The sequence below is a fragment of the Pseudomonas sp. PICF6 genome, from assembly GCF_009831705.1.
GTDB lineage: Bacteria > Pseudomonadota > Gammaproteobacteria > Pseudomonadales > Pseudomonadaceae > Aquipseudomonas > Aquipseudomonas rhizophila.
On sequence record NZ_WUUD01000032.1, the window covers coordinates 217,916 to 239,798 of the forward strand.

The following is a 21,883-nucleotide window of genomic DNA, read 5'->3' on the forward strand; positions in this document are numbered from 1 at the left end:
GCGGCATCGACCTGGCCAACGAACATCGCCTGGCCTCGCTGTCCTGCGCCCTGCTGGCCACCGCCCATAACAACTGGAAAGCCGCGCCGATGCTCGGTTGCGCAGCCAGCGAAGAAACACCGGCACCGGTGCTGAACCCGTCCGATCACCGTGACGTGGTCGGCCATGTGCAGGAAGCCACGGTCGCTGACGTCGACAACGCCATCCAGTGCGCCCTCAACGCGGCGCCGATCTGGCAGGCCACGCCACCGGCCGAACGCGCTGCGATCCTGGAGCGCGCCGCCGACCTGATGGAAGGCGAGATCCAGCCGTTGATGGGCCTGCTGGCCCGCGAAGCCGGCAAGACCTTCGCCAACGCCATCGCCGAAGTGCGTGAAGCCGTGGACTTCCTGCGTTACTACGCAGTGCAGGCCCGCAACGACTTCACCAACGATGCCCACCGCCCACTGGGCCCGGTGGTCTGCATCAGCCCGTGGAACTTCCCGCTGGCGATTTTCAGCGGACAAGTGGCCGCCGCGCTGGCCGCCGGTAACCCGGTACTGGCCAAGCCTGCCGAGCAGACGCCGTTGGTGGCTGCCCAAGCCGTGCGCCTGATGCTCGAAGCCGGTATTCCGGAAGGCGTGCTGCAACTGCTGCCGGGGCGTGGCGAAACCGTCGGAGCCCGTCTGGTGGGTGACGATCGGGTCAAAGGCGTGATGTTCACCGGTTCCACCGAAGTCGCTCGTCTGTTGCAGCGCAACATCGCCGGGCGCCTGGACAACCAGGGGCGTCCGATCCCGCTGATCGCTGAAACCGGTGGTCAGAACGCGATGATCGTCGACTCCTCGGCCCTGACCGAACAAGTGGTCATCGACGTGGTGTCTTCGGCATTCGACAGCGCCGGCCAGCGTTGCTCCGCTTTGCGGGTCCTGTGCTTGCAGGAAGACTCGGCCGACCGCGTCATCGAAATGCTCAAGGGTGCCATGGCTGAATCGCGTCTCGGCAACCCGGAGCGTCTGTCGGTAGACATCGGCCCGGTGATCGATGCTGAAGCCAAGGCCGGTATCGAGAAACACATCCAGGCCATGCGCGACAAAGGTCGCACCGTGTACCAGATGGCAATCGCCGACAGCGCCGAGTGCAAACGCGGCACGTTTGTGATGCCGACCCTGATCGAGCTGGAAAGCTTCGACGAGCTGCAGCGTGAGATCTTTGGTCCGGTGCTGCACGTAGTGCGCTACAAGCGCAAGGAACTGGATCAACTGATCAACCAGATCAATGCCTCCGGTTATGGCCTGACCCTGGGCGTACATACTCGCATCGACGAGACCATCGCCAAGGTGATCGATAACGTCCATGCCGGTAACGTCTATGTGAACCGCAACATCGTGGGTGCCGTGGTCGGCGTGCAACCGTTCGGTGGCGAAGGCCTGTCGGGCACCGGTCCCAAGGCCGGTGGTCCGCTGTACCTGTACCGCCTGCTGTCGACACGGCCTACCGATGCGATCCAGCAGTCGTTCGTCCGTGACGACGCCCTCAACGCGCCAGACCTGCGCTTGCGTGACGCCATGAGCAAGCCGCTGACCGCCCTGCAAGCCTGGGCAGACAGCCAGAAACTCGCCGAATTGAGCGCCCTGTGCGTACAGTTCGCGGCTCAGTCGCAAAGCGGTATCACCCGCCAACTGACCGGCCCGACCGGCGAACGCAACAGCTACGCCATTCTGCCCCGCGAGCACGTGCTGTGCCTGGCGGACGTAGAGGGCGATCTGCTGACGCAACTGGCCGCGGTGCTGGCGGTAGGCGGCTCGGCTGTTTGGCCGGAAACCGACACCAGCAAAGCTCTGTTCGCACGCTTGCCGAAAGAAATTCAAGCGCGCATCCAGCGGGTGTCCGACTGGGCCAAGGACGAAGTGGCTTACGACGCCGTCCTGCATCATGGCGACTCGGATCAACTGCGCAGCGTTTGCCAGCAAGTGGCCAAGCGTGCCGGCGCCATTGTCGGAGTCCAGGGCTTGTCCCAGGGCGAAACCAACATCGCACTGGAGCGCCTGGTGATCGAACGGGCGTTGAGCGTCAACACCGCTGCGGCGGGTGGCAACGCCAGCCTGATGACCATCGGCTAAACCGCTGTAGACCAGGCATCTGCAATGGGTGCCTGGTCATCAAAATCCCTGTGGGAGCGAGCCTGCTCGCGATAGCGGTGGATCAGTCGACAACATTCCTGACTGACCCACCGCTATCGCGAGCAGGCTCGCTCCCACATTTAGATTAGTGTTGCCCTCACCTCTGCATCACTGCCATCAATCATCCTGTTCAGCCTCTATTGCCACGCCTAGACTCGGCCCATTCCAAAAAAAGGTAAGCCGCCATGTCCGAGACGTTGCTCAGTTCCCGAAATCTGGCTTTCGAGCTGTATGAAGTCCTTGATGCCGAGGGCTTGACCCAGCGCGAGCGGTTCGCCGAGCACAATCGCGAAACCTTCGACGCGGCCATCGGCACCGCCCGCAGCATCGCCGAAAAATATTTCGCACCGCATAACCGCAAGAACGATGAAAACGAGCCGCGCTACGAGGACGGTCAGGCGATCCTGATTCCGGAAGTAAAGCCGGCGGTGGATGCCTTCCTGGAGGCCGGTTTTCTCAATGCCGCACGCAGTTTCGACAACGGCGAATGCGTCGGTTACTTGGTAGGAAAACCGCACCACGGCCTGAGCTACATGTTCCAGATGATGAACGAAGCGCGGATCGGCGTTGGCATGGGTGCGGTCATGCTGGGTTACGCCGGCTACCTGTATTCCCTTGAATACGCCCGCGAACGTCCGCAGGGCCGGGTGCCCGACAGCAAGGACCCCACCACCGCTCCCGTGGCGATCATCCAGCACGCCGATGTACGTCGCATGCTGCTGACCCAGAAGGCCTACGTTGAAGGCGCATTTGACTTGGGCCTGTACGCCGCACGCCTGTTCGACGACACCACCACCCTTGAAAGCGAAGCCGAGCGCAGACGCGCCCATGAGTTGCTGGATCTGCTGACCCCCATCGTCAAATCCTGGCCATCGGAGTTTTGCCTGAAAGCCAACGAACTGGCGATCCAGATTCTGGGGGGCCACGGCTATACCCGCGAATACCCGGTCGAACAGTATTACCGCGACAACCGCTTGAACCCGATTCATGAAGGTACTCACGGCATCCAGTCCCTGGACCTGCTGGGCCGCAAACTGGCGCAAAACGGCGGTGCAGGGCTCAAGCAACTGATCCGCCTGGTGGCCGACACCAGCGAACGCGCCCAGGCGTACGAATCGTTGACGCCTTTGCGTCAGCCGCTGGAAGCCCTGGTGGCGCGCCTGCAAACGGTGACCCTGGGCCTGCTGACGGACCTGGCCCAAGGCAAGGTCAACAGCAGCCTCGCCAACTCGGCGCTGTATCTCAAGGTGTTTGGGCACATGGTGATTGGCTGGCGCTGGCTGGAGCAGGCGATTCGGGCCGAGGAAGGCCTGGCCAAGGGGAACGCGACGGACACCGACTTCTATAAGGGCAAGCTGCAAGCGGCGCGGTATTTCCTGACCTGGGAAGTGCCGGGTTGTCAGCATGAGCTGGCGCTGCTTGAGGCGCGGGATGATACCTGCCTTGGGATGCGGGAGGAGTGGTTCTGATCCAGTTCTTGCGGCGCGGCTGAAACCCAATCGCGAGCAGGCTCGCTCCCACAGTGAATCGGCGGTGAACACGGATATTGCGTTCACTCAGCCCCATGTGGGAGCGAGCCTGCTCGCGATGACTTAAGTACAGACAACGACGCTTTGTAAGCCAAGTTGCGACTTCAAGCCTGCTGAATCGTCTTGGAAATGACCTCGACCGTGGCGCTGACTTGCTCTTGGTAACGGTCGAGTTCCGCTTGATGTTGCTTCTGCATTTCCATCTGCTGCGAGCACAGGTTCATGGCCGCCAGCACCAGCAGACGATCACCGATCAGCGTCGGGTATTTCCTTTTGGTGTCGGCCAGAGCGGCCTTGAGCATCGAAGCGGCGTCCAGCAGGGCCTGTTCCTGCCCGGCCGGCGCCTTGATTGAATAGTCCTCTCCCAGAATCGAGACGACCGTCACCCCGTCGGCGCCATGCTTCATGCGCTGACAGGACCGGCGCTGGCGCGCTCGATCAGGGCCTGGATGCGCGCGGCGGTGGTGCCGTGCAGCTCTTCCTGTTCCATCAGGCTCAGTTGCAGGCTTTCATTTTCATCCTTGGCCTTGGCCAGTTCCGCGTTCAGGGTCTCATTCAGGCCGGCCAGTTGACGGTTCTGTTGCACCAGGTCGTTGACCAGTTGTTCCAGTTGGCTGAGGGATGTTTCCAACATATTGATTTCCAGGCTTTTTCAAGGGGGCGCGTACGATAAAGAAAAGTCACCGTCAATGCCACGACTTGGGGCGGCGGTGCTTCGCTGGCGAGCTGTAAAGACTGTGAATGGAAGATCTGGTTCCCGCCCTTCGTCGCGCAGCAGGCGCTGCCCTGCGACAAAAGCACGCAGCGACTCAAGACTTTAGTCGTATGACCGATAAGTCAGGGAACACCTGTCACCACCCCCGCACGGACGCGCCCCCTTCCGGTACTTTCCATGTCCCTACGTAATATGAATATCGCGCCGCGGGCGTTCCTGGGGTTTGCCCTGATCGGCGCCCTGATGCTGGCCCTCGGGGTGTTCGCCCTGAGCCAGATGAGCAAAATCCGTGCATCCGGCGAAAGCCTCGTCCAGAACAGCGTGCCCAGCATCAAGGCCCTGGATGAATTCACCTCGCTGACCCTGCGTCTGCGCGTGCTGTCCTATCGCTTGCTGGTCAACCGCGAACCGGACGTCCAGCAGAAAACCTTCAGCTTGTTCGAGCAACGCAACCAGCAGATCCAGACGGCTCAAAGCGCCTACGAAAAACTCATCAGCTCCCCGCAAGAGCGGGCCGCCTACGATCAATACGTTCAATTGCTGGGCCAATACCGCCAGCTCGAAGAGCGGATGAAAACGTTGTCGCGCAACAATCAGCTCGATGAACTGCGTGCATTGCTCAACACTGAACTGCTGAGCAACTCAGACGCCATCAACGCGGCGATCGCCCGCTTGGTGGACATCAACAACCAGCAAGCCGAGGCCCTCAATCAGGGTGCGACCCAACAATATTCAACGGCCTTCAATTGGGTGGTCACGCTGCTGGTCATCGCCACCGGCCTGACCCTGCTGTTCGCCTGGCTGCTGACCAACAGCATTACCCGTCCGATCGGCAGCGCCCTGGACGCCGCCGAAGAAATCGCCAAGGGCAACCTGACCCGACCGATTACCGTGGATGGCAACGATGAAGCCGGTCGCCTGCTGCGGGCGATGTCGACCATGCAGGACAAACTGCGCGACACCCTGCAACGGATCTCCGGCTCGGCCACCCAACTGGCTTCCGCCGCCGAAGAGCTCAACAGCGTCACCGACGAAAGCGCCCGTGGCCTGACCCAGCAGAATAATGAAATCGAACAGGCCGCCACCGCAGTCAACGAGATGACCAGCGCCGTCGAAGAAGTGGCGCGCAACGCGGTCAGCACCTCCGAAGCCTCGAAAGACGCCACCGCCTCTGCCGGTGACGGTCGCGACCTGGTACAGGAAACTGTCAGCGCCATCGAGCGCATGAGCGCCGATGTGCAAAGCACCGCCACGTTGATCGGCGACCTGGCCAACGAGTCCCGTGACATCGGCAAGGTGCTGGACGTGATCCGCGGCCTGGCTGACCAGACCAACCTGCTGGCCTTGAACGCCGCCATCGAAGCGGCCCGTGCCGGTGAGGCCGGTCGTGGTTTCGCCGTGGTGGCCGACGAAGTGCGCGCTCTGGCCCATCGCACCCAGCAGTCGACCAGCGAGATCGAACGCATGATCGGCAGCATCCAGAGCGGCACCGAACACGCCGTGGATTCGATGCGCAACAGCACCGAACGTGCCGAGTCGACGCTGAACATCGCCCGTGGTGCCGGCCTGTCCCTGGACACCATCAACACCGCCATCGTCGAAATCAACGAACGCAACCTGGTGATCGCCAGCGCCGCCGAGGAACAGGCCCAAGTGGCCCGTGAAGTGGACCGCAACCTGGTGAACATCCGCGACCTTTCGGTGCAATCGGCCACTGGCGCCAACCAGACCAGCGCCGCCAGTGCCGAACTGTCGCGTCTGGCCGTGGACTTGAACAGCATGGTTGGGCGGTTCAGCCTTTAACCCGCGTAACGGTTGATCGTCCACAGACCGTGCGCGATCAACCCTCCAGCTTTTGTGGCGAGGGAGCTTGCTCCCGCTGGGCTGCGAAGCGGCCCCATAACCTCAAAAGCGACGACTGCTTCGCAGCCGAACGGGAGCAAGCTCCCTCGCCACGGTATTGCTGCCGCGCTTGTACCCCACAATCCGCCAACCTTTTTTGACAGCATCACATTTCAACAGGTTAGAATCGCTGGCACGCAGACTGCATGGTCAGTTTGCGCCCGCCCCCCACGCTTGCTCGGAGTACTGCCTTTGACTGCGACGACCATCAACAGCCTGTTCTTGATCGGCGCGTTGCTGGTAGGTGCGAGCATTCTGGTCAGTTCTCTTTCGTCCCGCCTGGGCATCCCGATTCTGGTGATCATCCTGGCCGTGGGCATGGTTGCCGGTGTCGACGGCGCCGGGATTCTGTTCGATAACTACGCCACGGCCTATCTGGTCGGCAACCTCGCGCTGGCGGTCATTCTGCTGGACGGCGGCTTGCGCACGCGGGTGTCGAGCTTTCGCGTGGCGTTGTGGCCAGCATTGTCGCTGGCCACCGTTGGCGTCCTGATCACCACCGGGCTGACCGGCCTGGCGGCGGCGTGGCTGTTCAATCTGAACCTGATGCAAGGTCTGCTGATTGGCGCCATCGTCGGCTCGACCGATGCCGCGGCGGTGTTTTCGCTGTTGGGCGGCAAGGGCCTGAACGAGCGGGTCAGCGCGACACTGGAGATCGAATCCGGTAGCAACGACCCCATGGCGGTGTTCCTGACCGTAACCCTGATCGGCATGCTCGCCAGCGGTGAAACCGGTCTGCATTGGAACCTGCTGGGGCACTTGTTGCGTGAATTCGGCATCGGCGGGGTGATCGGCCTGGGTGGTGGCTGGCTGATGCTGCAACTGGTCAACCGCATCAACCTGGCCAACGGGCTCTACCCGATCCTCGTCATCAGCGGCGGCCTGGCGGTGTTCGCTCTGACCAATGCCCTGCACGGCAGCGGCTTCCTCGCGGTTTACCTGTGCGGCCTGGTGATCGGCAACCGCCCGGTGCGCAGCCGTCATGGCATCCTGCACATGCTCGATGGCATGGCCTGGCTGGCGCAGATCGGCATGTTCCTGGTGCTGGGGCTGCTGGTCACGCCCCATGACCTGTTGCCGATCGCCCTGCCGGCCCTGGGCCTGGCCTTGTGGATGATCCTGATCGCACGTCCGCTGTCGGTGATGGTGGGGCTGTTGCCGTTCAAGGCCTTCCATGGCCGCGAGAAAGTGTTCATTTCCTGGGTCGGCCTACGCGGCGCGGTGCCAATCATCCTGGCAGTGTTCCCGTTGATGGCCGGCCTGCCCAACGCCCAGCTCTACTTCAACCTGGCGTTCTTTATCGTGCTGGTGTCGTTGCTGGTGCAGGGTACGAGCCTGCCGTGGGTCGCCAAACTGTTGCACGTTACCGTCCCCCCAGAACCCCTGCCGATCTCCCGGGCAGCGCTGGAGGTCCACGTCACCAGCGAGTGGGAACTGTTCATCTATCGCCTCGGCGCGGAGAAATGGTGCATCGGCTCGCCCCTGCGGGATCTGAAAATGCCCGACGGCACACGGATCGCGGCCCTGTTTCGTGGCCAGCAACTGCTCCATCCGTCGGGTAGTACGGTGCTGGAAGTTGGTGATTTGCTGTGTGTGATCGGCCATGAACACGATTTGCCGGCCCTTGGAAAACTGTTTAGCCAGGCACCGCAAAGGGGCTTGGATCTGCGCTTCTTCGGCGACTTCGTACTCGAAGGAGACGCCCAGCTGGCCGCGGTTGCGGCCCTGTACGGGCTGAAGCTGGACGGCATCGACCCGGACATGTCCCTGGGCCGTTTCATCGCCCAGAAAGTCGGTGGCGCGCCAGTAGTCGGTGACCAGGTGGATTGGAACAACACCCTTTGGACCGTTGCGGTCATGGACGGGAACAAGATCGGCAAAGTGGGCGTCAGATTCCCCGAAGGAAGTCGCCCGGGTCCCGGCTTGTTCCTCTAAACTGCTCCCACTTTCACTTGCTCGACCGGTCTCTATGCCTACCCTGCGCTCCTTTTTAACCATTGCCCTGCTGGGCCTGAGTCTTTCCGTCTGCCCACTGCAAGCCGCCGAACCGCTCACCAGCGCTTCGGTCCAGGCCAGCCTGGACAAAATCGCTGACCGCAAACTGCCGGAAGCCGAGCAGAAGGCCTTGCAGGAGACCCTGCAAAAGACCTTGGCACAGCTCACCAGCAAGGCCGATTACGAGCAGAAGCTGGTCGATCTCAAACAGCAGCTGGCCAGTGCCCCCAAGCAAAACATTGAAAACCAGCGCGAGCTGGCCCGGCTCAAGAGCACCCCCGTGGTGCCGGTGGCGCAGCGTTACGCCAACCTGCCGGTGCCCCAGCTCGAACAGATGCTGACGGACCGTTCCACCCAGCAGAGTGACCTGCAAAAAGCCCTGGCCGATGCCAACAGCCTGATCATCACCGCCCAGACCCGCCCCGAGCGCGCCCAGGCCGAAATCGCCAGCAGCCAGACCCGCATCCAGCAGATCAACACCATCCTCAAGACGGGCAAGGATGCCGGTAAAACCCTGAACGGCGAACAGCGCGACCAGCTCAACGCCGAACTGGCCGCACTCAATGCCCTGATTCCGCTGCGGCGCCAGGAACTGGCCGGCAACAGCCAGTTGCAAGACCTGGGCAACAGTCAGCACGACTTGCTGACGGAAAAGATCGACCGCATGGAGCAGGAAATCCAGGACCTGCAGACGCTGATCAACCAGAAGCGACTGGCCCAGTCCCAGGAAACGGTGACCCAGCAATCCATCGAAGCCCAGAAGGCCGGCGGCAGCAGCCTGCTGGCGACCGAAAGCACGGCCAACCTGAAACTTTCCGACTATCTGCTCAAAAGCACCGACCGCCTCAATGAGGTCACCCAGCAGAACCTGCAGACCAAGCAACTGCTGGACAGCGTTACCCAGACCGACGCGGCCCTGGACGAGCAGATCAGCGTACTCAAGGGCAGCCTGCTGCTGTCCAAGATTCTCTACAAACAGCGCCAGACCCTGCCGCGCCTGGAACTGGACAAGAATCTGGCGGACCAGATTGCCGACATTCGCCTGTACCAGTTCGAAGTCAGTCAACAACGCGAGCTGCTGAACAACCCAAGCGCCTATGTCGACAATCTGCTGGCCTCGCAGCCTGCCGAGCAAGTCACGCCGCAACTGCGCAAGACCCTGCTGGAACTGGCCCTGACCCGGGTCGACCTGCTGGAAAGGCTGAACCGCGAGTTGAGCGCGGTGCTTAACGAATCCATCACCTTGCAGCTCAACCAGAAGCAACTGCTCAGTACCGCCCAAAACTTGCGGGCGACCCTGGAAGAGCAAATGTTCTGGATTCCCAGCAACAAGCCGCTGGATTTCGAATGGATGCGTGGCGTGCCGGCGCGCCTGGAAAAACAGGTCGACTCGCTACCCTGGGCCTCGAGTCTCAGTGAGCTGGCGGACGGCCTGACCCAGCGGCCGCTGCTGTTCCTGCCCCTGGCGCTGCTCATCGGTGCGCTGCTGTGGCGACGCAAGAATCTGTATGCCCGGTTGAACAAGGTTCACCAGGACGTCGGCCACTTCAAGCGTGACAGTCAGTGGCACACCCCCCAGGCGATTCTGATCAATATCCTGCTGGCAATGCCGGTAGCCCTGGCGCTGGCCCTGTGCGGCTACGCCCTGCAGATCGACGCCCGGGGCCAGAACGCCAACCTCGGCGCGGCGCTGCTGCAGATCGGCCAGGCCTGGCTGGTGTTCTATACCGCCTATAGGGTGCTGGCGCCCGGTGGCGTGGCCGAGTTGCATTTCCGCTGGGAAAAACCCCAGGTCGAATTCCTCCAGGGCTGGATCCGCCGGCTCGGGCTGGTGGTACTGGCGCTGGTCGCGGTGGTGGCCGTGGCCGAATTGCAACCCTCGGCCCTGGCCGACGATGTATTGGGCATGCCGGTGGTGCTGACCTGCTACGCCCTGATGGCCTGGCTGCTCAGCCGCCTGTTGCTCAGCAGCCCGACCCACCAGAACACCTCGCTGTTCCGCAAGGCCGTCGGGGTGATGTTCACCGCGCTGCCAATCGCCTTGTTCGTAGCGGTGTGCTTCGGCTACTACTACACCGCGCTCAAACTCAGCGACCGACTGATCAATACCCTGTACCTGCTGATGTTCTGGCTGGTGATCGAGGCCACCTTCGTGCGCGGCCTGTCCGTCGCGGCGCGGCGCCTGGCCTACCAGCGCGCCCTGGCCAAGCGTCAGGCGACCAAGGAAGCCGGTGATGGCGAAGCAGTGGTCGAGGAGCCGACCCTGGACATCGAAAAGGTCAACGAACAGTCCCTGCGCCTGATCCGCCTGGCGCTGCTGGGCGGTTTCATCGCCGCGCTGTACTGGGTCTGGTCGGACCTGATCAGCGTGTTCTCCTACCTGGACAACATCACCCTCTACGAGTACACCAGCGGTACCGGCGCCGCCATGAGCATGGTGCCCATCAGCATCGGTGACATGCTCGGCGCCCTGATCATCATCGGCATCACCTTCGCCCTGGCACGTAACCTGCCGGGACTTTTGGAAGTGTTCGTCCTGTCCAAGCTCAACCTGGCCCAGGGCAGCGCCTATGCCGCCACCACGCTGCTGTCCTATGTGATCGCCGGCATCGGCTTCGTCACCACACTGTCCACCCTGGGCGTGAGCTGGGACAAGCTGCAATGGCTGGTGGCCGCGCTCTCAGTCGGCCTGGGCTTCGGCATGCAGGAAATCTTCGCCAACTTCATCTCCGGGATCATGATCCTGTTCGAACGTCCGGTGCGGATCGGCGACACCATCACCATTGGCAACCTGTCGGGCACGGTCAGCAAGATCCGTATCCGTGCCACCACCATCACCGACTTCGACCGTAAAGACATCATCGTTCCGAACAAAACGTTCATCACCGGACAGTTGATCAACTGGTCGCTGACCGACACCGTCACCCGAGTCACCCTCAAACTGGGTGTCGACTACGGATCAGACCTTGATCTGGTCAAGGAACTGCTGCTCAAGGCTGCCCGCGAGAACCCGCGCGTGCTGAAAGAACCAGAACCACTCGTGTACTTCCTCAACTTCGGGGAGAGTACCCTGGACCATGAGCTGCGCATGCATGTGCGCGACCTGGGTGACCGCAATCCTGTGCTGGACGAGATCAACCGGTTCATCAGTCGCGAATTCAAGAAGCAGAACATCAGCATTGCGTTCCGGCAGGTAGAAGTTTCCTTGAAAAATCTTCAAGGCCTGGAATACAAGCTGACACCTGTCTTGCCTGGAGACAAAACCGCGACGCCTGAGCCTCCCCTCACGCCAGGGCCCAAGTCCTTGCCAGAGCCGCCGGCAGCCACCCTCGACTGATCGCGCGAAGCCTGCGGGCATCGCGCCGGAGACGGCCATGAAAACCCTGGAAACATTGACCTTCGATAACCGCTTCGCCCGTCTTGGCGACGGTTTCTCGGCCCACGTGCTACCCGAGCCCATCGACAATCCCCGGCTGGTCGTTGCCAGCGACCAAGCCATGGCATTGCTGGACCTGGACCCAGTCGAAGCCCAGGCGCCGCTGTTCGCCGAGCTGTTCGGCGGACACAAGCTGTGGGCTGAAACCGAGCCCCGGGCGATGGTGTATTCGGGGCACCAGTTCGGCCATTACAACCCACAACTGGGGGACGGCCGCGGGCTGCTACTGGGAGAGGTATACAACGAGGCCGGGGACCACTGGGACCTGCACCTCAAGGGCGCCGGCCAGACACCGTTTTCACGCATGGGCGATGGACGGGCGGTATTGCGCTCCTCGATCCGCGAGTTCCTGGCGTCCGAAGCGCTGCACGCCCTGGGCATACCGACTACACGCGCCTTATGCGTGATCGGTTCCGACACCCCGGTATGGCGCGAAAAGCAGGAGCGCGCCGCCATGGTGTTGCGTATGGCGCCGAGCCATGTGCGCTTCGGGCATTTCGAATACTTCTACTACACCAAAAAGCCCGAGTTGCATGCCACCCTCGCGGAGCATGTGCTGAACATGCACTTTGCCGAGTGCCGCGAACAACCGGAGCCGTACCTGGCGATGTTCCGCGAAATCGTCGAGCGCAACGCCGAACTGATCGCCAAATGGCAAGCCTACGGCTTCTGCCACGGTGTGATGAACACCGACAACATGTCGATCCTGGGCATCACCTTCGATTTCGGGCCGTTCGCCTTCCTCGACGACTACGAAGAAGTCCGCCGCCTGCACACGGTGCTGAGCAGGCCGTTCGAAGAACAGCCGGGCATGGACAGCTACGCGCAACGCCCGCCGGAGTGGGGCAAACATCTGGAGATCAGTTGTTCGTCGTAAAACCTTCAGTCCTGCGAGGGCAAGGCATGTGGGAGCAAGGCTTGCCCGCGATGAAAGCAACTCGGTCTTCCCCATAAACCGAGGAGCCTGTATCGCGAGCAAGCTTTGCTCCCACAGGGAAACGTCAAATAAAGGTTTCAACCGACACGCCGAAGCGCCCCGCCAGCCAGCGGATCTGCCTCAAATTGAGCTGGCGCTTGCCGCTCAACACCTCCGATACCACCGACTGGGTGCCGACGCCCGGCAAGTCGCTCTGGCTCATCCCATGCTCGCGCATCAGGTAGCGAAGTGTCTCGACGCCGCTGGCCTTGGGCATTGGCCGATGTTGGTGATCCCAAGCCTCGATCCATTCGCCGATGATGTCCACCAGGCTCATAAGGGGATGGGCTTCGTCTTCACCAATCAATTCCAGCAATTCATCGAGAGCTGCGACCAACCGGTCGTAGTCCTCCTCGTTCCCGGGTTTGCGCAGCAGGGGCGACACAAACTCCCAATGGGCGGCGACTTGTTCGATTAGTGCACTCATCCCTTTTCCTCCTTCCACTTGCCTCTGTCGTATTCCTGATGATCCAGCACGCATTTGATGTACAAGCGCTGAGGCCGATAGCGAACCACGGCAACCAGTCGCAATTTATTGCCACCAATATCGAACACATGTAGCGGACCGACCTTGTCGGTTGCGGGAAAAATGGATTTCATCGCAGCGAAGTCAGCCGGGCTGTTGCGTTTGATAAGCCGATACCATTGATCCAGCGAATTGGCGCAGCGCGGCCATTTTTCCTTGGCCTCCCAGATGCGCTTCTCAGTGATCACATGCATGCAATGTCCTTATCGCATTTTGCTATGGAGGAGTTAAACACAGATCGGACGCATCGCAAATTGCGATAGAGCCAAATAGACAGAAGGTTGCCGAAGTGTTTTTTTAGCCTAGTCACTCAAGGCTTCAAGACTTCGGCAAAAAATGTGAGCGGATGTGAGCCTTGCTCACCCCACCTTATCGTTGCCCTGCTCAGGCGTCTCGATGCCCGGTTCTGCCTCGCCACTCTCTGCTTCACCAGCCGGTTTGGCCGGCGGTTTTTTCTCGGGGTAGCCGGGCATGCCGCGGGCGTCTTCGGGAGTCAGTTCATCCCGTTCGTGGCGACGGTCGATGGCGTAGGACGGGGCGGCGTTCGGGTCTTCGTCGCGGCCGGCGGTGCCGAGTACGAAGCCGTCGTCGTTAGGGTTGGTGGGTGCCTGGGGGATAGTTGGATCTTGAGGATTGCTCATGGGGCCTCCTGGGTTGCGAACAGGTGCTGTGTGTTTTTTGAGGGCCTGGGGCGTTTTCAGTGCGGCGCACCTGATGAATGGCAGTCTTGATAAATGTCCTGGGAAAATGCCTGGATCGTGAGTCCGCTCCCACAAGGGAAATCCGGTGGTAATGCTGCCTGCGCCCTACGCCATATCACTCTGGCTGAATTCTTCGGCCAGAAAATCAATCAGCGTGCGCACCGACGGCAGCAACCCGCGCCGGGAGGCGAAGATCGCATGGACGATCCCGCACTTGGGCGTCCAGCCCGGTACCAATTCCACCAGCCGGCCAGCAGCCAGGTCTTCGCGCACCACCACGGCAGGCAGGTGAGCGATGCCGATACCCGCCAGTACCGCGTGACGCAGGGCCAGCAGGTCATCGGTGACCATGCGTGGTTCATGGCGAATCAACGCGCTGGCGCCGTCCGGGCCGAACAATTCCCACTGGTATTCACGCTGCGCCGCCCCCCAGTGCACGCTCGGCAAACCGTGCAGGTCTGCCGGTGAAGCGGGTGAGGACAGGCGCTCGCGGTAGGCCGGGCTGCCTACCAGGCACTGGGTGCTGTTGCCCAGTACTTTCATGACCATGTCGGTGTTTTCCAGCGGCGGAAAACGTACCCGCAACGCGATATCGAACCCCTCATGGATCAGGTCGACCCGGCGGTTGGTGCTCTCAATGAACAACTCCACCCGTGGGTACTTGAGCATGTAGCGGGTCAGCATCGGCCCGACCCAGCTGTTGAGCAACGCTGTCGGGCAACTGATACGCACCAGGCCCTGGGGCTCGGAGCGGTTGCGCTCGATCACTTCGGCCGCGCTCTCGGCCTCGACCCGCATCGCCAGGCAGCGCTGGTAGTAGGCCTGGCCGATCTCCGTCAACGAGCAATGACGACTGGAGCGATGGATCAACCGCACCCCAAGGCGTTCTTCCAGTTGGGCAATGCGCCGGCTGAGCTTCGATTTGGGCATGTCCAGCGCTCGGCCGGCGGCGGCGAAACCGCCGTGCTCGACCACTTGGGTGAAGTAGTAAAGCGTGTTGAGGTCTTCGATGATCGTTCTCCAAATAGAACGCTAAGGCTGATTTTTGCAGTCTAGCGCATCAAAGGTGCCAGTTTTAATCTATGTCCATCGCTTAGCAACACACCAACACTGAAAACTTTAACCACGCCGAACCGTTCGGCAGCCAAAACTTAGAGGACTAACGCCATGACCACTTCCTACAAGCGTCTCGACAAAGATAACGCCGCCGTTCTGCTGGTGGACCACCAGGCTGGCCTGCTGTCGCTGGTGCGTGACATCGACCCGGACCGCTTCAAGAACAACGTGCTGGCCCTGGCCGACCTGGCCAAATACTTCGAGCTGCCAACCATCCTCACCACCAGTTTCGAAACCGGCCCCAACGGCCCGTTGATGCCCGAGCTCAAGAGCCTGTTCCCGGACGCGCCGTACATCGCCCGTCCCGGCCAGATCAACGCCTGGGACAACGAAGATTTCGTCAAGGCGATCAAAGCCACCGGCAAGAAGCAACTGATCATCGCCGGCGTCGTCACGGAAGTCTGTGTAGCCTTCCCGGCACTGTCGGCCCTGGCCGAAGGTTTCGAGGTGTTCGTGGTCACCGATGCCTCTGGCACCTTCAACGAGCTGACCCGTCAATCGGCCTGGGACCGCATGTCCTCCTCGGGCGCGCAATTGATGACCTGGTTCGGTCTGGCCTGCGAACTGCACCGCGACTGGCGCAACGATGTGGAAGGGCTGGCGACCTTGTTCTCCAACCACATCCCGGACTACCGCAACCTGATGACCAGCTACAACACGCTGACCAGCGCGAAGTAACCGGCAACGCGTAGTCCCTGTGGGAGCGAGCCCGCTCGCGATGACGGCAGGACAGTCAATGACGTATTGACTGTCAGGCCGCAATCGCGAGCAGGCTCGCTCCCACAAGTGTTTGCGGTGTGCTCTACACGGTGGTCAAATCTTTACCAATGATCTTTTCTGGAGTTGTCCCAATGCTGATCCCCTGCCCCCACTGCAACGGGCTCAACCGCATCCCCGCCGAACGCCTGGGCGATGAGCCCAAGTGCGGGCGCTGCAAGGCCCAGGTGCTGTTGAGCAAACCGTTCGAACTCAAGCAAGGCGACTACGCCAGCCAGATCAAGGGTGACCTGCCGTTACTGGTGGATGTGTGGGCCGATTGGTGCGGGCCATGCAAATCCTTCGCGCCCGTGTTCGAACAGGCCGCCACGCAACTGGTGGGTAAATGCCGCCTGGCCAAGCTCGACAGCGAAGCCAACCAGCAGCTATCGGCACAGCTGGGGATCCGCTCGATACCCAGCCTGATCCTGTTCAAGGACGGCCGCGAAGTGGCGCGCCAGAGCGGGGCATTGCCGTTGCCGCAGTTGATGAGTTGGTTGCGCGGCCAGGGGATTTGACCTCAGCACTGTGGGAGCGAGCCTGCTCGCGATAGCGGACTGCCTGGCTACCTCTATGTTGAATGTGCCACCGCAATCGCGAGCAGGCTCGCTCCCACAGTGGACTTGTATACGCCAGTCAATCAGGCGCTTTCCAGCAAGCTATGCAACTCCATGAACTGCTGGGTCAGCTTGTGCCGCGGGTCCAGATGGATCAGGGGCAAGCTCGCCTGATGGGATTCACGCATGCGCACCGAACTGCTCAGGTACACCGGCAAAACCGGCAAGCCTTCGGCAATGAGTTCGTCAAGGATCTGCTGCGGCAGGCTGGCCCGCGCCTGGAACTGATTGACGACGATGCCTTCGACTTCGAGCCCTTCGTTGTGGTCGTCCTTGAGTTCTTCTATTTCCGCCAACAGACCGTACAACGCCTGACGTGAAAAGCTGTCGCAATCGAAGGGAATCAGCACACGATCAGCGGCGATCAGTGCCGAAACCGCATAGAAGTTCAAGGCGGGCGGGGTATCCAGATAGATCCGGTCGTAATCCTCGCCCAGCTCTTCGAGCAACTTGCGCAGTTTGTTGATCTTGTGTTTCGCCTCAAGCTTGGGTTGCAGATCCGTCAGCTCGGCGGTGGCAGTGATGACGTGCAGGTTGTCGAACGGTGTTTCGTAGATATCCACCTTGTTCTTTTTCGAGAAGGGCCCGGACGACAGGGTTTGCTTGAAGAAATCGGCGATACCCATGGGGATGTCGTCGCCGGTAAGGCCCGTCAGGTATTGAGTCGAATTGGCCTGGGCATCCAGGTCCACCAACAGCGTGCGATACCCCTCGCTGGCACTGACCGCTGCCAGATTGCAGGCGATGCTGGACTTGCCCACGCCACCTTTCTGATTGAATACCACGCGCCGCATGTCAAAACCTCCGTGTATCAAAGATTCCCGAGTGTAGTAGGCCTCGATACCCCTTCGCTACCTTCGCTGCGGATGGACTACGACGCCGAAGGTTTTTTCCACCCCTGAAGCATCAACTTGGCGCGAGAGTGACAGAAACGTCCGACAGACATACTCGTCATAATCGCGACAATGGCTCTTGTCTGCGCCTGGACGAACGAACCGGTACATTTCGCTGAGCAAAATGTAACCAGCATTTGCTACAAGCCAACCGCACCCGGATAATGCGCGCCACTTGGGTCGCAAGACCATGCAGGGTTGGACGCGGGTCAAACCACTGAACCGTGACAATAAAAGCCCGCAGGGGTGGGGTGTATTTGTGATCAATTTCAACATCGCCCAATGGCGCGCGTGGGCCCCTGGGCTCGAAAGCGTGGACGACTGGCAGGCATGGAGCCGACAGCCGGTCGTGTTGCCCGCCAGCGATGCCGCCCCTGACGTTTCGTTTCTGCCGGCCATGCAGCGCCGTCGCCTCAGTCGCCTGGCGCGGATGGCCTTCAGCGTGGGCTGGCCGCTGGCCGAAGGCCGGTCGAACCTGCCGTTGGTCTTTATTTCCCGTCACGGCGAAACCCCGCGTACTTTTGAGATTCTCAAGGACCTGGCAGCCAACCAACCGTTATCGCCGACTCAATTCAGCCTGTCGGTGCATAACGCCGTGATCGGCCTGTGGTCGATCCTGCGCGGCGAAACCAGCGAAATGACCGCCCTGGCGGCCACGGGCGACGGGCTGGAACACGGGATCCTGGAAGCCGTTGCGCTGCTGAACGAGGGAGCGGCGGCGGTGCTGCTGGTGATCACCGAAGAGCAGCCGCCCCAGGTCTACGCTCCCTGGGTCAACGATGTGCCCTTCCCCTATGCAGTGGGCTTGCTGTTGACTCCAGGCGACGATTGGCAACTGGACCTGTCCACCCAGGCCGATCAAAGGCCCGCCAGCGACTGGCCCCATGCCCTGGGTTTGTTGCGTACGCTGCTGAACAACCTATCCACCTGCCAACATGCCTGGAAGAATCGTGTATGGACCTGGCAACGCAACCGGTGAACGGCAAACATCGCGACGCCTACTACTGGCGCCTGATCGCGACTGCGGCAAGCTTCGTCCTGTTCGGGCTAGGCGGGCTGTGCCTGCGATTGCTGGTGTTTCCATTGCTGGCCTGGCTGCCCGGCGACGCCCAGGCCCACCGCCTGCGAGCCCGCCGCACTGTGGGGCGACTGTTCTGGTTCTTTATCCGTTTCATGGCCCGCACCGGCGTGCTCACCTATCAGATCGACGGCGCGGAGAAACTCGGTCGCCCCGGGCAAATGATCATCGCCAACCATCCGTCGCTGATCGACGTGGTGTTCCTGATCGGCCTGGTGCGCGACGCCAACTGCGTGGTCAAGCAGAGCCTGTGGGAAAACCCCTTCACCCGCGGCCCGCTGCGTTCGACCCAATACATCAGCAACGACGGCAGCATGGACATGCTTGATGCCGCCAGCGACGCCCTGCAGGACGGCCAGAGCCTGATCGTGTTCCCCGAAGGCACCCGTACTCGGCCAGGCCAACCACCGGCCTTTCATCGGGGCGCAGCGGCCATCGCGCTGCGAGGTGCGAAAATCCTCACTCCGGTGACCATCAAGGTCAGCCCCACCACTTTGACCAAGGCCGAACCCTGGTATCGCATCCCTCAGCGCCGCGTGCACTTCAGTTTCCACGTGGGGGCCGATATAGATCCACAGGCGTTCGCCGCGCTCGGCCCTGCGCCGCAGGCTTCGCGCAGGCTCAACGATTTTCTGCATCACTATTACATCAAGGAGCTCGCCGAAGATGAGCGATCTGCACCATGACATCAAACAGCTGATCATCGACGCCCTCGGCCTGGAGGACATCAGCACCGACGATATCGGCGACCACCAGACCCTGTTCGGCGAAGGCCTGGGCCTGGACTCGGTGGATGCCCTGGAGCTGGGCCTGGCGATCCAGAGGGAGTACGGGATCAAGATCGATGCCGACGCCAAGGACACCCGCAACCATTTCAGCAATGTGGCAAGCCTTGCGGCCTTCGTCACTGCAAATCGCGTAGCCTGAGACCGGACCATGCAAACTCGTGACGACATTTTCAATACCCTGCGCGATGCTCTGGTCGAGCTTTTCGAGCTGGACCCTGAGCGCGTAACGCTGGAGTCGAACCTGTATCAGGACCTGGAAATCGACAGCATCGACGCGGTCGACCTGATCGACCACATCAAGCGCCAGACCGGCAAGAAGATCGCCGCCGAAGAGTTCAAGTCGGTGCGCACCGTCAACGACGTGGTCGAGGCGGTCTATCGACTGGTTCAACCGGCCGCATGACCCGGCTGATTGGCCTCGGCCTGCTGCTGGTGGGCCTGTTGTACCCCTTTGCGGTGTATTTCGGCATGGAGCATTTCGCCCCATGGCAGTTCGGCCTGCTGCTGGGTAGCCTGTGGCTGGCCCGGGCATTGCTCGGTAAAAGCGGGCCCGGCAGCCGCTGGATGGCGGTTACGGCAATTGCCTTCAGTGTTTTGCTCGCGCTGTTCGACAGCCCGCTCCTGCTGCGCTGGTATCCGGTGCTGATCAGCGCCTTCATGCTCGGGCTGTTCGCCCTGAGTCTGAAATACGGTCCGCCGATGGTCGAGCGCCTGGCGCGCCTGCGCGAACCGCAGCTGCCGGCCAACGCGGTGGTGTATACCCGCCAGGTCACGGTGGTCTGGAGTGTGTTTTTCCTGTGTAACGGCTTGCTCGCCGCCGCCCTCACCCTCTGGGCGCCGCTGAGCTGGTGGATGTTGTACACCGGCCTGATTTCCTACGGATTGATGGGGCTGCTGTTTGCCATTGAATGGCTTATACGACAACGGGTAAGAGGCCGCCCATGAATTGGATAACACTTGAGCAGATGTTGCTCAGCGCCCAGCCGGACCGTGCTGTGGCCGTCGACCCGGCGCTGAGCCACTCGCAACTGCGGGACGCGGCGCTGGGCCTGGCCGCCGGTCTGCAGGCCCGCGGCGTACGGCGCATAGCGGTGCACCTGGAAGACGCCGCCGACCTGGCGGTGGCCCTGCTCGGTGCCTGGCGCGCCGGGGCCAGCGTCCTGCTCCCGGCCGACCTGCAAGCCCAGACCCGCCAGCGCTGGTCGGCGGACGTCGACCTGTGGTTGACCGATCAACCCACGGACATCCGTCTCGACGACCTGCGACAAGCCCCCCTTGAGGCCACTGAACTGGACCTCGATCAGTGCTGGCTGAGCCTGTGCACCTCCGGGTCAAGCGGCGAGCCCAAGCGCATCGAGAAAAATCTGCGTCAGTTGAGCAACGAAGTCCAGGCCCTGGAACAATTGTGGGGCACCGACCTGGGCCCGGCCTGCGTGATCGGCAGCGTCGCCACCCAGCACATCTATGGCCTGCTGTTTCGGGTGCTGTGGCCGCTGTGTGCCGGGCGTACATTCGTGCGCCGGCAACTGGCTTTTCCCGAAGACCTGCAACGCGCCAGCCGTCAGTACCCGGCTTTTGCCTGGGTCGCCAGCCCGGCCTTGCTCAAGCGCATGGGCGATAACCTCGACTGGCCAGCATTGAGCTGCGTACGCCGGGTATTCTCCTCCGGTGGTGCCTTGCCGACCGAGGCCGCCCAAAGCCTGCACCAGCGGCTGGGGCAATGGCCGACGGAAATCTTTGGCAGTTCGGAAACCGGCGGCATCGCCTGGCGTCAGGGCGCAGGCTTATGGCAGCCCTTCGCCGACGTAAAGCTGAGCCAGGACAGTGACGGCGCCTTGCTGATCGCCTCGCCTTATCTGCCGGCCGGCCATGTGGAACACACCGCCGACGCGGCGCGGATCGCCGGGGATGGACGCTTCGAACTGCTCGGACGGCTGGATCGCATCGTCAAGCTTGAAGAAAAACGCATCTCCCTGCCCATGCTGGAACAGGCGTTGATGGCCCACGACTGGGTCAGCGAAGCCCGACTGGGGGTGGTCCAGGAAAATCGCGCCTCCCTCGGGGCGCTGCTGGTGCTGAGCGAAAGCGGCCTGCACGCCTTGCGCAACCTGGGTCGACGCGCCGTGACCGAGGCCTTGCGCCGTCACTTGAGCGAACACTGCGAAACCCTCGCCTTGCCTCGGCGCTGGCGCTGGCTGCGGCAGTTGCCGCTCAACGCCCAAGGCAAGCTGCCCCAGGCCGAAGTCGAAGCCCTGCTGATGGCTGCGCGCCCCAAAGCCCCGCAAGTGCTCGAACAGGTCGAAACCGACGGGCAATGGAGCCTGCAACTGCTGGTGCCCCCGGACCTGGCGTATTTCAGCGGCCACTTTCCCACCGCACCGGTCCTCCCCGGCGTGGTGCAGGTCGACTGGGCCTTGAGCCTGGGCCGACAACTGATGGACCTGCCGCCACGGTTCGTCGGCATGGAAGTGCTGAAGTTCCAGCAACTGATGCGCCCCGGCGATGAAGTCCAATTGCACCTGCGCTTCGACCGCGAGCGCGGCAAGCTGTACTTCGCTTATCGCAATGACACGGCGGCCTGTTCGAGTGGGCGGATTGTCCTGGGGGTGGCCGATGATTGATTCATGCAAAAACACCGCTCCATTGTGGCGAGGGGATTTATCCCCGCTGGGTTGCGAAGCGACCACAAAAGC

Annotated in this window: 19 protein-coding genes and 3 pseudogenes; 15 read left to right on the forward strand and 7 right to left on the reverse strand. The window is 61.7% G+C overall.

The features are described 5' to 3' along the window. Window positions 1-2,102: L-glutamate gamma-semialdehyde dehydrogenase (locus GSM73_RS27725; protein WP_256677037.1), on the forward strand; the 2,102-nt coding region annotated here is incomplete at its 5' end. 245 nt (window positions 2,103-2,347) lie between these two features. Further along, window positions 2,348-3,631, forward strand: coding sequence for an acyl-CoA dehydrogenase (locus GSM73_RS21545; RefSeq protein ID WP_160893768.1), 1,284 nt, complete (start codon window positions 2,348-2,350; stop codon window positions 3,629-3,631). A 164-nt stretch (window positions 3,632-3,795) separates the two neighbouring features. Here GSM73_RS21545 and GSM73_RS21550 read toward each other — a convergent pair whose 3' ends face one another. Then, window positions 3,796-4,098: a cell division protein ZapA gene (locus GSM73_RS21550; protein ID WP_047225923.1), complete on the reverse strand. Its 303-nt coding sequence runs from the start codon at window positions 4,096-4,098 to the stop codon at window positions 3,796-3,798. Beyond that, the gene (locus GSM73_RS21555) at window positions 4,095-4,325 is read right to left on the reverse strand and encodes a hypothetical protein (protein WP_047225924.1); all 231 of its coding nucleotides are present in this window, start codon (window positions 4,323-4,325) and stop codon (window positions 4,095-4,097) included. The genes GSM73_RS21550 and GSM73_RS21555 overlap by 4 nt, the downstream gene beginning before the upstream one ends. 324 nt (window positions 4,326-4,649) lie before the next feature. On the opposite strand from GSM73_RS21555, the pseudogene GSM73_RS28310 reads away from it, so the two are divergent. The 5 genes and pseudogenes from GSM73_RS28310 to GSM73_RS21575 all read left to right on the forward strand — a co-directional run. Then, window positions 4,650-5,306: pseudogene (locus tag GSM73_RS28310) on the forward strand (MCP four helix bundle domain-containing protein); the annotation flags it as partial. 303 nt (window positions 5,307-5,609) lie between these two features. Next, window positions 5,610-6,209, forward strand: a pseudogene (locus GSM73_RS28315) (methyl-accepting chemotaxis protein); the annotation flags it as partial. A 291-nt stretch (window positions 6,210-6,500) separates the two neighbouring features. Continuing rightward, the gene (locus GSM73_RS21565; protein ID WP_047225926.1) at window positions 6,501-8,243 is read left to right on the forward strand and encodes a potassium/proton antiporter; all 1,743 of its coding nucleotides are present in this window, start codon (window positions 6,501-6,503) and stop codon (window positions 8,241-8,243) included. Between the two features lie 34 nt (window positions 8,244-8,277). Beyond that, window positions 8,278-11,640, forward strand: a complete 3,363-nt coding sequence (mscK, locus tag GSM73_RS21570; protein ID WP_160893771.1) for a mechanosensitive channel MscK — start codon at window positions 8,278-8,280, stop codon at window positions 11,638-11,640. 37 nt (window positions 11,641-11,677) lie between these two features. After that, a pseudogene (locus GSM73_RS21575) lies at window positions 11,678-12,496 on the forward strand (protein adenylyltransferase SelO family protein); the annotation flags it as partial. Window positions 12,497-12,740: 244 nt separating this feature from the next. On the opposite strand, the gene GSM73_RS21580 reads toward GSM73_RS21575, so the two are convergent. The 4 genes from GSM73_RS21580 to GSM73_RS21595 all read right to left on the reverse strand — a co-directional run bounded on the left by GSM73_RS21580 (window position 12,741) and on the right by GSM73_RS21595 (window position 14,953). Then, entirely contained in the window at window positions 12,741-13,142 is a 402-nt protein-coding gene (locus GSM73_RS21580; protein ID WP_047225929.1) for a type II toxin-antitoxin system HigA family antitoxin, read from the reverse strand. Continuing rightward, a complete protein-coding gene (locus tag GSM73_RS21585; RefSeq protein ID WP_076382959.1) occupies window positions 13,139-13,435 on the reverse strand; it encodes a type II toxin-antitoxin system HigB family toxin in 297 nt (98 codons plus the stop codon). The genes GSM73_RS21580 and GSM73_RS21585 overlap by 4 nt, the downstream gene beginning before the upstream one ends. 165 nt (window positions 13,436-13,600) lie before the next feature. Further along, on the reverse strand, window positions 13,601-13,882 hold the full coding sequence (locus GSM73_RS21590) for a hypothetical protein (protein WP_047225931.1): 282 nt from the start codon (window positions 13,880-13,882) through the stop codon (window positions 13,601-13,603). A gap of 165 nt (window positions 13,883-14,047) precedes the next feature. Continuing rightward, window positions 14,048-14,953: a LysR family transcriptional regulator gene (locus GSM73_RS21595; RefSeq protein WP_188252209.1), complete on the reverse strand. Its 906-nt coding sequence runs from the start codon at window positions 14,951-14,953 to the stop codon at window positions 14,048-14,050. Window positions 14,954-15,109: 156 nt separating this feature from the next. Here GSM73_RS21595 and ycaC point away from each other — a divergent pair, with 156 nt between their 5' ends. Beyond that, window positions 15,110-15,736: an isochorismate family cysteine hydrolase YcaC gene (gene ycaC / locus GSM73_RS21600; RefSeq protein ID WP_047225933.1), complete on the forward strand. Its 627-nt coding sequence runs from the start codon at window positions 15,110-15,112 to the stop codon at window positions 15,734-15,736. Between the two features lie 173 nt (window positions 15,737-15,909). Further along, on the forward strand, window positions 15,910-16,332 hold the full coding sequence (gene trxC / locus GSM73_RS21605) for a thioredoxin TrxC (protein ID WP_171061286.1): 423 nt from the start codon (window positions 15,910-15,912) through the stop codon (window positions 16,330-16,332). A 122-nt stretch (window positions 16,333-16,454) separates the two neighbouring features. Here trxC and GSM73_RS21610 read toward each other — a convergent pair whose 3' ends face one another. Then, complete coding sequence (locus tag GSM73_RS21610) at window positions 16,455-17,225, reverse strand: ParA family protein (RefSeq protein ID WP_047225935.1); 771 nt, start codon at window positions 17,223-17,225, stop codon at window positions 16,455-16,457. A gap of 358 nt (window positions 17,226-17,583) precedes the next feature. Between GSM73_RS21610 and GSM73_RS21615 the strand changes: the two genes are divergently transcribed. The 6 genes from GSM73_RS21615 to GSM73_RS21640 are packed head-to-tail and all read left to right on the forward strand — an operon-like array spanning window position 17,584 to window position 21,811. Then, window positions 17,584-18,303, forward strand: coding sequence for a beta-ketoacyl synthase chain length factor (locus GSM73_RS21615; protein WP_047226187.1), 720 nt, complete (start codon window positions 17,584-17,586; stop codon window positions 18,301-18,303). Next, a complete protein-coding gene (locus tag GSM73_RS21620) occupies window positions 18,279-19,088 on the forward strand; it encodes a 1-acyl-sn-glycerol-3-phosphate acyltransferase (protein WP_047225936.1) in 810 nt (269 codons plus the stop codon). The genes GSM73_RS21615 and GSM73_RS21620 overlap by 25 nt, the downstream gene beginning before the upstream one ends. Further along, entirely contained in the window at window positions 19,069-19,329 is a 261-nt protein-coding gene (locus tag GSM73_RS21625) for a phosphopantetheine-binding protein (RefSeq protein ID WP_047225937.1), read from the forward strand. Before GSM73_RS21620 ends, GSM73_RS21625 begins: the two co-directional genes overlap by 20 nt. A 9-nt stretch (window positions 19,330-19,338) precedes the next feature. Then, window positions 19,339-19,593, forward strand: coding sequence for an acyl carrier protein (locus tag GSM73_RS21630; RefSeq protein ID WP_030140951.1), 255 nt, complete (start codon window positions 19,339-19,341; stop codon window positions 19,591-19,593). Then, on the forward strand, window positions 19,590-20,135 hold the full coding sequence (locus GSM73_RS21635; RefSeq protein ID WP_047225938.1) for a membrane protein: 546 nt from the start codon (window positions 19,590-19,592) through the stop codon (window positions 20,133-20,135). The genes GSM73_RS21630 and GSM73_RS21635 overlap by 4 nt, the downstream gene beginning before the upstream one ends. Continuing rightward, window positions 20,132-21,811: an AMP-binding protein gene (locus tag GSM73_RS21640; RefSeq protein ID WP_160893775.1), complete on the forward strand. Its 1,680-nt coding sequence runs from the start codon at window positions 20,132-20,134 to the stop codon at window positions 21,809-21,811. The genes GSM73_RS21635 and GSM73_RS21640 overlap by 4 nt, the downstream gene beginning before the upstream one ends. Window positions 21,812-21,883 lie beyond the last annotated feature (72 nt).